Source organism: Promicromonospora sp. MS192 (assembly GCF_049532985.1).
Taxonomy (GTDB): domain Bacteria; phylum Actinomycetota; class Actinomycetes; order Actinomycetales; family Cellulomonadaceae; genus Promicromonospora.
The window spans coordinates 772,084-784,701 of the sequence record NZ_CP186693.1; the positions used below are offsets into that span (position 1 = coordinate 772,084).

The 12,618-nt window shown below is 71.2% G+C and carries 10 protein-coding genes; 1 reads left to right on the forward strand and 9 read right to left on the reverse strand.

What is annotated here, in order from left to right; genetic code table 11:
* Window positions 1-98: 98 nt before the first annotated feature.
* Window positions 99-1,760 (forward strand): cytochrome b, encoded by a 1,662-nt coding sequence (locus ACO229_RS03495; protein ID WP_423465259.1) that lies wholly within the window; start codon window positions 99-101, stop codon window positions 1,758-1,760.
* A 33-nt stretch (window positions 1,761-1,793) separates the two neighbouring features.
* Here the strand turns inward: ACO229_RS03495 and ACO229_RS03500 are convergent, their stop codons facing one another.
* The 9 genes from ACO229_RS03500 to ACO229_RS03540 form a co-directional block, all read right to left on the reverse strand.
* On the reverse strand, window positions 1,794-2,075 hold the full coding sequence (locus tag ACO229_RS03500) for an Lrp/AsnC family transcriptional regulator (protein WP_119143977.1): 282 nt from the start codon (window positions 2,073-2,075) through the stop codon (window positions 1,794-1,796).
* Window positions 2,069-3,895: a DEDD exonuclease domain-containing protein gene (locus ACO229_RS03505; protein ID WP_423463773.1), complete on the reverse strand. Its 1,827-nt coding sequence runs from the start codon at window positions 3,893-3,895 to the stop codon at window positions 2,069-2,071. The genes ACO229_RS03500 and ACO229_RS03505 overlap by 7 nt, the downstream gene beginning before the upstream one ends.
* Before the next feature lie 115 nt (window positions 3,896-4,010).
* Window positions 4,011-4,889, reverse strand: coding sequence for a phosphoribosylaminoimidazolesuccinocarboxamide synthase (locus ACO229_RS03510; RefSeq protein WP_423465260.1), 879 nt, complete (start codon window positions 4,887-4,889; stop codon window positions 4,011-4,013).
* Window positions 4,890-4,902: 13 nt separating this feature from the next.
* A complete protein-coding gene (locus ACO229_RS03515) occupies window positions 4,903-6,516 on the reverse strand; it encodes an alpha-amylase family glycosyl hydrolase (RefSeq protein WP_423463774.1) in 1,614 nt (537 codons plus the stop codon).
* A 91-nt stretch (window positions 6,517-6,607) separates the two neighbouring features.
* Window positions 6,608-8,188 (reverse strand): glucoamylase family protein, encoded by a 1,581-nt coding sequence (locus ACO229_RS03520; RefSeq protein WP_423463776.1) that lies wholly within the window; start codon window positions 8,186-8,188, stop codon window positions 6,608-6,610.
* 51 nt (window positions 8,189-8,239) lie between these two features.
* A complete protein-coding gene (locus tag ACO229_RS03525; protein WP_397431999.1) occupies window positions 8,240-9,427 on the reverse strand; it encodes a glycoside hydrolase family 1 protein in 1,188 nt (395 codons plus the stop codon).
* A gap of 10 nt (window positions 9,428-9,437) precedes the next feature.
* Window positions 9,438-10,280, reverse strand: a complete 843-nt coding sequence (locus ACO229_RS03530) for a carbohydrate ABC transporter permease (protein ID WP_423463777.1) — start codon at window positions 10,278-10,280, stop codon at window positions 9,438-9,440.
* Window positions 10,280-11,170 (reverse strand): carbohydrate ABC transporter permease, encoded by an 891-nt coding sequence (locus tag ACO229_RS03535; RefSeq protein ID WP_397412640.1) that lies wholly within the window; start codon window positions 11,168-11,170, stop codon window positions 10,280-10,282. The genes ACO229_RS03530 and ACO229_RS03535 overlap by 1 nt, the downstream gene beginning before the upstream one ends.
* A 2-nt stretch (window positions 11,171-11,172) precedes the next feature.
* Complete coding sequence (locus ACO229_RS03540; protein WP_423463779.1) at window positions 11,173-12,450, reverse strand: extracellular solute-binding protein; 1,278 nt, start codon at window positions 12,448-12,450, stop codon at window positions 11,173-11,175.
* Window positions 12,451-12,618: the final 168 nt, after the last annotated feature.

Sequence of the window (12,618 nt, forward strand, 5' to 3'; positions counted from 1 at the left end):
AAAGCAGTGCCTGACGAGGTGTCTACTGGAGAGGCATGTACGGGCAGGCACGTGTCTCCTACCTCAGGGGTGATGACGTGGCACAGCAGCAGCGTCCGATGACGGGCGTCGGCAAGGCGGCCGACTACCTGGACCAGCGCACGAGCATCGGTGCACTGGTCAACCAGCTCGCGCGGAAGGTCTTCCCGGACCACTGGTCCTTCATGCTGGGCGAGATCGCCCTGTTCTCGTTCGTCGTCCTGATCGCCTCCGGGTTCTTCCTGACGATGTTCTTCGAGCCGTCCATGGCGCTGGTGCGCTACGAGGGCGAGCACCCGGCCACCCTGCACGGCCAGCTCATGTCCGCGGCGTTCCGCTCCACGGTCGAGATGTCGTTCGAGGTGCGCGGCGGTCTGCTGATGCGGCAGATCCACCACTGGGCCGCCCTCATCTTCGTGGGCTCGATCGTGCTGCACATGTTCCGGATCTTCTTCACCGGCGCGTTCCGCAAGCCGCGCGAGGTGAACTGGATCATCGGTGCCACCATGCTCGTCCTGGCGCTGGCGGCCGGCTTCTCGGGCTACTCGCTGCCGGACGACGTACTGTCCGGCAACGGCCTGCGCATCATCGACGGCGTGGTGAAGTCGATCCCGCTGATCGGCTCGTTCGTCTCGTTCCTGGTCTTCGGCGGTGAGTTCCCCGGGGAGCACATCATCCCGCGGCTGTTCACGCTGCACATCTTCGTGATCCCGGGACTGCTGATCGCGCTCATCGCGCTGCACCTGTTCATCATGGTGCTGCAGAAGCACACCCAGTACCCGGGTGGCGGGCGCACCGACCGGAACGTCGTGGGCTATCCCGCACTGCCGGTGTACGTGGCCAAGATGACCGGCAACTTCTTCATCATCGCGGGCGTGCTCACTCTCATGGGCGCCACCATGGCGATCAACAACGTCTGGAACTACGGCCCCTACGACCCGTCCCCGGTCTCGGCGGGCACGCAGCCGGACTGGTACATCCTGTTCGTCGACGGCGCGCTACGGCTCATGCCGGGCCCGGGCTGGGAGTGGGTCATCGGCGGGTACACGCTCAGCATGAACCTGCTGATCCCTGCCATCGTGGTGCCGGGCATCCTGTTCACGCTGCTGTTCGGGTGGCCGTTCCTCGAGGCCCGGGTCACGGGCGACCGGGGCGAGCACCACGTGCTGGACCGGCCGCGCAACCGGCCGGTGCGGACGGCCACGGGCGTGGCCCTGTTCGTCGCGTTCATGGTCTGTGCGCTGGCCGCGACGAACGACCTGATCGCGACCCACTTCTCGCTGTCCATCTTCGCGATCACCTGGGTGCTGCGCGTGCTGCTCTTCGTCGGGCCGGTGCTCGCGTTCTGGGTGACCAAACGGGTGTGCCTGGGCCTGCAGCGCAAGGACCGCGAGCTGGTGCTGCACGGCCACGAGTCGGGCCGCATCGTGCGGTTCGCGAACGGTGAGTACGTCGAGGTGCACGCCCCGCTCGACGAGCAGGAGCGGTGGCTGCGGGTCAACTACGACTCGCCCGCCCCGCTGGAGATCGCGCCTCTCACCGACTCGCGGGGCGTGCGGCGCAAGGGCTACCGGTCGGACCGGCGGTGGCAGCGGGTGTCCCGGTTCTTCTACGAGGACCGCGTGGAGCCCGTCACCCCGGCGGAAGTGGCCGCAGCGCACGGGCACGGGCACGGCAGGCACGCCGCGATCGAGCCCGCGGCACCGGCGGGGAGCGGGGCGCCTGCCGGCAAGGGGGAGTGAGGGGCGGCCGGGGTTCGCCGGTTCAGTCGTGGTTCAGTCGTCGAGACCCAGGGCGAAGGCCTGCTCCAGGTCCGCCTTCGAGTACGCCCGGAACGCGATGAGCGTCTCGGTGTTCTGCACGCCGGGCACCTTGTTCACGCTGTCGGACACCACGCCCGCGAGCTGCTCGTGCTCGGGCACGCGCACGATCGCGACGAGGTCGGTCTTGCCGGTCACGGAGAAGACCTCGCTCACTCCGTCGATGTTCGCGACCTCCTGCGCGACCTCGGGGATGCGGGACGTCTCGGCGTCGATGAGGACGATCGCGGTCAGCATGCCGTCATCGTATCCATCTGGCGTCCGTTCCCGGGCGCCGGGCGCGCGCCGTCGTCGTCGTGCTCGGTGGCCGGGTGCGTGGTGTCGATCTCCGTGCGGACCCGGTCGGACGCCCATGTCAGGTCGGCGTGCGCGCCCGCGGCGCGCACGGGGCAGGCCCAGGTGTCGCTGACGTGCACCAGGCGCACGCCGGGGGAGTCGAGCCACGCGAGCAGCAGGTCGGTCTCCTCGGGATGCGCGGCCGGTGCCGGTGCGACGGGCGGTTCCACGTGCTCGGCGGTGGTACGCAGCGCTGTCACCAGAGGCAACGGGTCGGCGCCCGGTGCGGAGACGTCGGTGGCCGCCAGCCGCCCGTGCTTGATCACGACGATCTCCCAGCCGCCCGGGCGCCCGGGGGCGTCGCCGATCCCGGACGGACGGGCCGCCACGAGCTCGGCGCACCGGGCCAGCGGGTCCAGCCGCTGCGCGCGGTGCGCGCCCGACACGAAGGCGCGCAGCCGCCGCGTGACCTCGCCGGCCTCCTCGTACCGTTCCTGGTGCGCGAGCGCGGCGATCCGGTCCGACAGCTCCCGCACCACGGGAGCCGGGTCGCCGGTGAGGGCCGCGCGGGCGGCGTCGGCGACGTCGGCGTAGGAGGCGTCAGGGGCCTCGGTGGCGACGCACGGTGCGGAGCAGCGGCCCATGCCGGCCAGGGCGCACGGGCTGCCGGGCGTGCGGGAGACCAGCGGGATGCGGGCCGTGCACTGGCGCAGGTTCAGGGCGTCGTGCAGGGCGTGCACCGCCTCCTGGGCGGTACGCCGTGACCCGAACGGGCCGATGTGCGCCGCCCCGGCCACCACGCCGGCCACGACCGACAGGCGCGGATAGGCCTCGTCGGTCAGCCGCACCCACGAGTGCCGTTCCGGGAACTTGGAGCGCCGGTTGTAGCGGGGGGCGTGCTCGGTGATCAGCCGCAGCTCGCGCACCTGGGCCTCCAGCGGGGTGGCGCACGCGACCGGCGTGACCCGCTCGGCGATGCGGACCATCTCGGTGATCCGCCGTCGCTTCTCGGCCGCGGTGAAGTACGAGCGCACCCGCTTGCGGATGTTCACCGACGTGCCCACGTACAGCACCTCGTCGCCCGGCCCGCGGAACAGGTAGACACCCGGCGCCTCGGGCAGGTCGTCGGCGAGGTGGCGCTTGCGGCGCACCTCGGGCGGCACGGGGTCCGCGGCGGTGGCGAGGTCCTCCAGGTGCGTGACGCCCATCGGCGCCAGCCGTTCGAAGAGGGCGTGCAGCACGTCGACGGTCGCGCGCGCGTCCGCCAGGGCGCGGTGGTCGGGGGAGACGGTGGCGTGGAAGAGGTTCGCCAGGGTGGAGAGCTTGTGGTTGGGCGCCTCGTCGCGTGTGACCAGGCGCCGGGCCAGGGGCACGGTGTCGACCACCGTGAACCCCGGCCACGGGTAGTCCAGCCGCGAGCACATCGCCTTGAGGAAGCCGATGTCGAACGGGGCGTTGTGGGCCACCAGCACGGTGTTGCGCGCGAACTCCAGGAAGCTCGGGAGCACCAGCGCGATGTCGGGTGCCGTGGCGACCATGGCGTTGGTGATGCCGGTCAGCCGCGCCACGAACGCCGGGACCGGCTGGCCCGGGTTCACCAGCGACTGGAACTCGCCCAGCACCTCGCCGCCGCGCACCTTGACCGCGCCGATCTCGGTGATGCCGCCCTCTTTGGCGTTCGTCCCCGTGGTCTCCAGGTCCACGACGACGAAGGTCACCTCCTGCAGCGGCGTGCCGAGCTCCTCGAACGTCGCCTGGTATGCGGATGCGGTGGTGCTCACGGGCCAGAGGCTATCGGCAGACACTGACACGTCTGTTCGAGCCGTGCCGTTGTCGAGTGCCGGCTACCTGTTGAAGATCCGATCGTGGACCGGCAGGTGGCCGGCACTCAGCTGGTCAGGCCCAGCGGTCGCCGGTGAGCTGCTCGTAGATCTCCACGTACCGGGCGCGGGTCTCGGCGACGACGTCGTCCGGGATCTCCGGGCCGGGGTAGGTGCGGTCCCAGCCGGTCAGGGTCGAGGACCAGTCGCGCACGAACTGCTTGTCGTAGGACCACTGCCCGCGGCCGGGCTCGTACTCGTTCGCCTTCCAGAACCGCGAGGAGTCGGGCGTGAGCACCTCGTCGGCGAGGGTCAGCACGCCGTCGGCGTCGAACCCGAACTCGAGCTTGGTGTCGGCGATGATGACGCCGCGCTCGCGCGCGATCTCGGCGCCGCGCTCGTAGATGGCCAGGGTGAGCTCGCGGAGCCGGTCCGTGGTCTCGGCGCCCAGCTCCTTGGCGATCTCCTCGACGGAGATGTACTCGTCGTGCCCCTCGTCCGCCTTGGTCGACGGCGTGAACACGGGCTCCGGCAGCCGGTCGGCCTCGACCAGGCCCGGGGGGAACGTCACGCCGGACACGGTGCCGGTGGCGTTGTAGGAGTCCAGGCCGCCGCCCGCGAGGTACCCGCGGGCGATGCACTCGACCGGCACGATCGACAGCTTCTTGCAGCGGATGGCGCGCCCGGCCCACTCCTCGGGCACGTCCTCGCTGATCACGTGGTTGGGCACCAGGTCGGCGAACTGCCGGAACCACCACAGCGAGAGCTGGGTCAGGATCGCGCCCTTGTCGGGTACGGCCGTGGGCAGCACGACGTCGTACACCGACACGCGGTCGGAGGCCACCAGGATCACATCGTCGCCGTCCGCGTAGACCTCGCGAACCTTGCCCTTCCGGATCAGTTCCACGGGGCCAAGGCTAACCCGGTACGCGCACCGGGCCGGTGCGCGTACCAGGTGGCGTCGGGCGCTACACGACCGCGAGGTCGAGGACGGCGTAGCCGTGGCCGTCGAGGTGCACGACCTCCGCTCCACCGTCGTCCGCCTCCGCCCGGAACCCCCGGGCGAGCACCTGCCGTCCGCCGGCGGCACCGGCCAGCGGGAACCGCACCGCCGCACTCCCCGGGTTGAGCAGCACGGCGAGCGTGCCGCCGCGCACGTACGCGAAGGGGTACCCGGTGGCCAGCACCTCGACGGGCGCCGCCGCGTCCAGGCGCGGGTCGTCGTGGCGCAGCGCGATGAGGTCACGGACCAGGCGCAGCAGCGAGCCGGCGTCGTCCACCTGGGCGGCGACCGTGGGACGCTCCGGGTCGGGATCCTCCGGCAGGTACGTCGAGTCCGCGGGCCTGCCCGGGCCGTAGGGGTCCGCGGGCAGATCGCCCCACTGCATCGGGGTGCGCGAGCCGGCCCGGTCGTAGGCCGGGCCGAGCCGCGACCCCTCCAGCGTGGGTGTGCCCGGCACGTACCGCATGCCGATCTCGTCGCCGTAGTAGACCGACGGCAGGGCGGGCCAGGTCATCGTGAGCACGTGTGCCACGCGGGCCTGCTCGGCGTCGCGCGGGCCCGCCACCAACCGCGTGAAGTCGTGGTTCGACGTCGGCAGGCCCACCACGCCGCCACGGCCCGTCGCCGCGATGGCGTCGGTGGCGGCCTGCCAGGCCGTGACGAACGTGGCGGCGTCACCTGCCCCGTCCGCGCCGGCCCACGGGGCGAGCTCGCCCCAGGACTCGCTCACCGTGCCCGCGCCGTTGTTCCACAGCGAGCGCAGGGGCAGGCCGTCGTCGTCCCCGCCGAACTGGAGGAAGAAGTCGGCGTGGAAGCCCGCGGGGACGGCGACCCGCGGGTCGCCCCACTCGCTGATGATCACGCGGCCGGGCCATTCGCGGTCCAGCCAGGTGCGCATCTCGTGCCACAGCTTCCCGGTCTCGACGTGGCCGGGGTCGTCCTTGACGAGGGACGCCGCCATGTCCACGCGGAACCCCGCGACGCCGAGGCCGAACCAGTGCGCCATGATCTCGCGCAGCGCGGCCCGGTTGGCGAGCGGGCCCGGGGCGTCGACGGGCTGCCGCCACGGCTCGGCGGGGTCCGTGCGGGCGTACCCGAAGTTGAGCGCTGGCTGCACGGGGAAGAAGTTGGGCTTGTAGTACCCGCCCCGCTCCCCCGGACCGGGCTGGAAGCCCTCGGCGGGCACGTCGCTCCACACGAACCGGTGGTCGTCCGGGTCGTCGGCCGACGCGCGGAACCACGGGTGCTGGTCCGAGGTGTGGCCGGCCACGAGGTCGAGCAGCACGGAGATGCCGCGCCGTCCGGCCTCCTCGGTCAGCCGGGCCAGGTCCTCGTTGGTGCCGTAGCGCGGTGCCACGGTCATGAAGTCGGCGACGTCGTACCCCGCGTCGGCGAACGGCGAGACGAAGCACGGGCTGAGCCAGATCGCGTCCACCCCGAGCCACGCGAGGTAGTCCAGACGCTCGGCGATGCCGGCGAGGTCGCCGATCCCGTCGCCGTTGCCGTCCGCGAAGGACTGCGGGTAGATCTGGTACAGCACGGTGCGCCCCAGGCGGGACGCGAGGTCGACGGAGGCCAAGGAACTACCCCTTCGTAGATGGTGCGGAGATCCAGCGTGCCAGACGCACAGGTCACCGGAGCGACCCGTGCGCCTGACACGGCGGGCGGGTTCAGTCGCGGCCGACGGCGAAGGTCTCCATGGCCATCAGCGGTCGCACCTCGCGCTCCAGGTCGCCACGGGAGACGTAGCGCCGGACGGCGTCGTCGGCCAGCTCGTTGCCGAGCGCGGCCATGATCATGCCCTGGTCCAGCGAGAGGTAGCGCTGGGAGACCTGGCCGCTGCGCACGGCCACGGCGTCGTAGAAGCCGCCCGGGCCGTACGCGTCGAAGTCCGCGGCGATGTTGCGCAGGTTGGCCATCGCGTCACCGTGCGCGTAGCGCAGCGCGAGGAACGACGCGTGCGGCGTCACCACGCCGTCGCCGTACTCCGTCGGCGCCGGCGAGCCCTCGCGGCAGCCCTCGTACGGCTGGTCGAACGTCGTGCGCTCCTGGTCCGAGGTGTAGCCCGGCCCGTCCAGCCCGAGCTGGTCCACGCCGTACTCGCGGTACCCGCCGGCCGGGTCGTTGGACGGCGAGAAGCCCCAGTACCCGTAGTCGGCCTCCTGCATACCGTGCTCGATCTGCCCGCGCACGTACAGCGGGTGGTTGCGGCCCCACGACCGCGGTCCCCACGTCTCCTCGGGCACGAACAGCGGCACCATGAGCGCCTCGAACATGCTGCCGCCCCAGGTCGGGACCACCCGCATGCCCCGGTACGGCAGCGCGCCCTCGAAGACCGGCACCCCCAGGTGCTCGGCCCACTGCCCGACCGGCCGCGTCTCGGTCCACGACCAGTCGCACGTGTCGGGGAACGTGCGGTACGTGCCGAAGTAGTGCTCCGCCGGGATCTGCCCCTCGGCGATGCCCAGGTACGACGCGATGCGCGGCTCCGTGTTGAACGCGCCGTAGTGGTGGCCCGTGTACCAGACGTCCGTGCCCATGCCGCAGTAGTCACCCGGCACGGGCGCGGTCTCCTGCGGGTCCGTGTCCCAGAACCCGCCCCGGATCTGGTTCTGCGCCGGGTCGTAGTAGCAGCCGAAGTCCATCTCCTCGCGGACGGCGTCCGCCGCACGGGCCAGGGACGGCTCGGCGCGCGCTGTCAGGAGCAGACCTGTCGCGAGCCAGCCGTTGTCCACGCTCGACAGGAACGGCTTGACCGGGTCGCCGCTCGTGGGGAACGTCAGGAGCTTGGCGCCCGTGGCCGGGTCGTACCAGTTGTAGAACATGCCGCTGGGCTCGTGCTTCTCCAGCCCCGCGACCGTGTCCAGCGTGGTGGCCAGACGGCGGTGCGCCTCACGGGACCCGATCAGCCCCAGGTCCCGGGCCACGACCGTGCTCCACAGGTACGCGCCGATGTTGGTCGGCGACGTGTACCCGCCCCGGGTGGCCGGGTCCAGGTCCCCACCGATGTTGTCGTCGGGCAGGCCCGTCTCCTCGTCGACCATGGCCTCGAACGAGCGCCAGGTGTCGGCGGCCCAGGTACGGAGCTCACGTCGCTCCGAGCCGGTGCCGTCCGTCCGGGGCGCGTCCTGCCCCAGGCCGACGGCGGCGCTCGCTGCCGGCGCCATCCGGTCGACGGCGCTCGCGGGCACCGCCGTCAGTGCGAGCGCGGCGACGGCAGCCGCCGCGACCGCGGTCCGGTGTCTTCTCATGGTGTGTCTCCTCTACGTCGTCGTAGTCGTGACAGGTGGTGCGTCCGGGCGTCAGGCGGGCAGCTCGCCCGTCCGGGCGACCGTGCCGAGCCACGCGAGGCTGGGCTTGGGCGTGCGCTCGAACGTGGTGCGGTCGACGGCGATCAGCCCGAACGTCGGGGCGAAGCCGCTCATCCACTCGTAGTTGTCCAGCAGCGACCAGTGCAGGTAGCCCTCGACACGGCAGCCGGCGGCCATCGCGCGGGCCATGCCGCCCAGCGCGCCCCGGGTGTAGTCGATGCGCCGGGAGTCGTCGGCCGTGGCCATGCCGTTCTCGGTGACGATCATCGGCACGCCGCCCGTGATCTTGTGCGTGTACTCCAGCGCCTCGCCCAGTGCCTGCGGGTAGTACTCCCAGCCGGTCAGCGTCTTCTCGACGTCGTCGCCGAAGGGGACGGGCTCGCCGTCGGCCCCGATGATGGTGCGCAGGTAGCTCTGCACGCCCACGAAGTCGTCGTCGCGCGCGACCTCCAGGAAGAAGTCCTCGCGCGGGTAGGCGTAGGCGTCCCGGGCGGCCTCGGCGCCGGGCGCCGCCTGGAAGACCTGGTTCGCGACGGTCCACCCGGCCTGCACGTGCCCCAGCCCGTGCAGGATGTCGACGGCGCGCCGGTGGGCGGTCGCCTGGATCTCGGAGGCGGCCTCGTCGGGAGCCGCCAGGCCCGCGGCGTCCAGGTTGGTGCGCCGGCTCGCGCCGAGCATCATCGAGGTGATGTTGGGCTCGTTGATCGTGACCACGTGCCGCACGTCGGCGAGGATCGAGGTGACGGTCTCGACGTAGCGGGCGTACGCATCGACGGCGTCGGCCGCGAACCACCCGCCGCGCTCCGCGAACCAGCGGGGGAGCGTGAAGTGCAGCAGCGTGACCACCGGTGTGACGCCCGCCGCCAGGCAGGCGTCGATCATGCGCCGGTAGTGCGCGAGCTGCGCCCGGGAGATCTCGCCCTCGGCGGGCTCGATGCGTGCCCACTCGACCGAGAACCGGTACGCGTTCAGCCCTGCGTCCGCCAGCAGGGCGATGTCCTCGGGGTAGCGGTGGTAGCTGTCGACGGCGTCGCCCGAGCTCTCCGCGCACAGCGTCCCGGCGACGTGCTCCTTGGCCCACCAGTCGCTGTTGACGTTGCCGCCCTCGATCTGGTGGGCGGCGGTGGACGCGCCCCACAGGAAGCCGGGGGCGGTGGGCAGCGTGATCTGTTCGGTCACGGAAGAACTCCTACTTCAGGCCGGTGGTGGAGATGCCCTGCACGATGTGCCGCTGCAGGACGAGGAAGACGACGAGGATGGGCAGCACGATGACGGTGGCGCCCGCGACCAGCAGGCCGTACTGCACGGTGTTCTGGCCGGTCGAGTACAGGGCCAGCGCCACGGGCAGCGTGTACCTGTCGGCGGACTGCACGGCCACGAGCGGCCACAGGAAGTTGTTCCAGGACCCGAGGAACGTGAGGATGCCGAGCGTCGCCAGCGCCGGCCGCGCCTGCGGCAGCACGATGCGGAAGAACGTGCGGAACTCGCCCGCGCCGTCGACACGCGCGGCGTCGAGCAGCTCGTCCGGGATGTCGAGCATGAACTGCCGCATGAGGAACACCCCGAACGGCGCCGCCAGGAACGGCAGGATCAGGGCCGCGTACGTGTTGACGAGGTCCAGGTTGGCCACCAGCACGAACAGCGGCACGAACGTGACCATCCCCGGCACCATGAGCGTCCCCATCACCAGGGCGAACAGCGTCCGCTTGCCGGGGAAGTCGAGCTTGGCCAGCGCGTACCCGACCATGGCGCTGAACAGCACCGACCCGATCGTCACGACCAGGGCCACGACCACCGAGTTGACGAAGTAGCGCGGGAAGCTCAGCGAGGCGAACAGCTCGGTGTAGTTGGACCACGTCGGCTGCTCGGGGACGAGCGTGGGCGGGAACTGCCGGATCTCGCCCTCCGGCTTGACGGAGGACACGACCATCCACACCAGCGGGCCGATGGAGGCGGTGAGGCCCACCAGGAGCGCCACGTTGAGCAGGATCGCGCGCGGGGTCAGCCGGCGGGGCCGGGTCGAGGCGGCCATCACTTCTCCGTCCTGAGCAGGCGGAACTGGAGGTAGGACAGGATCACGATCGCGACGAAGAGCACGTAGCTCATGGCCGCGGACAGGCCGTAGTTGCCGAACCCGAACTGGTTGAAGATCTCGTACGCCACCGAGTTGGTGGCGCCCAGGGGTCCGCCCTGCGTCATCACGAACGGTTCCTCGAAGAACTGCAGGTACCCGATGCCGGTGATGACCGCGCAGAACAGCAGCGTGGGCCGCAGCAGAGGCACCGTGACGGACCAGAACTGGCGGACCGGCCCGGCGCCGTCGATCGCCGAGGCCTCGTACACGTCCCGGGGGATGCCCTGGAGGCCGGCGAGCAGGATCACCATCGAGTACCCGACGTTGCGCCAGGTGGCCATCACGATGAGCGACGGCATGGCCCAGGCCTCGTCGGTGAGCCACCGTGGGCCGTCGATCCCGACCACGCCGAGCGCGGAGTTCACCAGACCGAAGTCGGGCTGCAGCAGGAACCGCCACACGACCGCCACCGCGACGATCGACGTCACCACGGGGGCGTAGAAGCCCACGCGGAACACCGACCGGAACCACACCAGGCCCGAGTTCAGCAGCACCGCGAGCAGCAGCGCGATCGCGAGGGTGAGCGGCATGGCCACCCCGACGAAGTAGAGCGTGTTGCCGGCGGCCTGCTGGAACTTCGGGTCCGTGAGCGCCTCGACGAAGTTGTCGAACCCGACGAAGTTGACGGCCCACGGGCTGCGCAGGTCGGCCCCGCGCATGTCGGTGAACGCCATGTAGAGCGAGGACGCGACCGGGACCAGCAGGAACACCGCGAACAGCACGGTGAACGGGAGCGCGAAGCCCCAGGCGGCGAGGCCCGTGCGGCGGCGGCGTGCGGAGACGGCCACGGTCAGTCCAGACCCGTCCCGATGGCGGTCGCGGCGTCCTGCATCTGCGTGGCCGCGTCCTCGGGCGTGACGTCACCGGCGATGACCTGCTCGATGATGAGGTCGAGCTCGTGCTCGATCTCGGCCCAGGTCGGGATCGCCGGGGTCGAGCGCGCGGTGGTCAGCACGTCCTCGTAGACGGCCACGGCGTCGTCGTCGGCCAGGGCCGGGTCCTCCCAGGCGGCCTGGACGGCGGGCAGGTCGCTGGAGATCTCGAACCAGTCCACCTGCACGGCCGGGTCGGTGGCGAACTGCACGAACTTCCACGCTGCGTCGGGGTTGGCGGCGTCCGCCAGGACGGCGAGGTTGGAGCCGCCGATGAAGGAGGCCGTCTCCTCGTCGGCCGGCAGCGGCACCACGCCGAACCTGTCGGCGAAGTCGTCGCCCGCCGTGGTCAGCAGGTTGGCGCGCTCCCAGGGGCCCGACACGAAGGACCCGAGCTTGCCGTCGATGAAGTTCTGCACCTTCTCGTCCTCGACGAGCACCGGCGGGGCGAGCCCGTCACGCATGAACGAGGAGTAGTACTCCAGCGCCTTGACCTGCGCGTCGTTGTCGAGCGTGAACTCGCCGGCGTCGTCCATGATCTCGCCGCCCGCCTGCCAGTAGAACGGCAGGTACATCAGGGCCGTGGAGTTGCCGCGGGTCTGCAGCGCGATGCCGTGGTCGGCCCCGGCGTCCTGCAGGCCGGCCGCGAAGTCGGTGAGGCCCGCCCAGTCCTCGGGCGCCACGACGCCGGACTCCTCGGCGAGGTCGGTGCGGTAGTACAGCACGCGTGACTCGACGTACCAGGGCACGCCGTAGGAGGTGCCGTCGACCACCGTGGTGTCCCAGGCGCCCGGGAAGAACGCCTCGGAGTCGATCTCCTCGGGCGTGGGGGCGAGGCCGTCCAGCCCGACGAAACCGCTCACCAGGGTGGTGCCGACCTGCATGACGTCGGGCACCTCGCCGGTCGCGATGGCGGTGTTGATCTTCTCGGTCGACGACTCCCACGGCACCGGCGTCACGTTGACCGTCACGTCGGGGTTGTCGGCCTCGAACTGCTCGGCGAGCTCGGGCAGCAGCTCGCCCTCGGTGCCCATGGCCCAGACCTCGACGGTGCCCGTCGCGGGGCCGTCCGTGAGGGCCGTCGAGCCGTCCGTCGTGGTGCCGGCCTCGTCGCTGCGCCCGCACCCGGTCAGGGCGAGGGCCAGCGTGAGGGTCGACGCCGTCGCCGCTGCGGCGAGGCGAGGTGTCCTGTTCACGATCACTCCTTTGTTGATCCGCGACTGCCGTCTTCGAAATTTCGAAGATCTATCTCGGAAAGACGCCGGGAGAGTAGACGTGCCGTGCGGGCATGTCAACGGGGTGCCCGTTCCAGTCCTGGCCTGTTGCCTGGGTTCGTGGCCGGATGCTCCGGCGGATCCGCTACG

What these genes read in the sequence shown, in the direction of transcription:
- ACO229_RS03500 (WP_119143977.1), bottom strand. Translation starts at nt 2,075, where the DNA reads ATGCTGACCGCGATCGTCCTCATCGACGCCGAGACGTCCCGCATCCCC.
- ACO229_RS03495 (WP_423465259.1), top strand. Translation starts at nt 99, where the DNA reads ATGACGGGCGTCGGCAAGGCGGCCGACTACCTGGACCAGCGCACGAGC.
- ACO229_RS03530 (WP_423463777.1), bottom strand. Translation starts at nt 10,280, where the DNA reads ATGGCCGCCTCGACCCGGCCCCGCCGGCTGACCCCGCGCGCGATCCTG.
- ACO229_RS03520 (WP_423463776.1), bottom strand. Translation starts at nt 8,188, where the DNA reads ATGAGAAGACACCGGACCGCGGTCGCGGCGGCTGCCGTCGCCGCGCTC.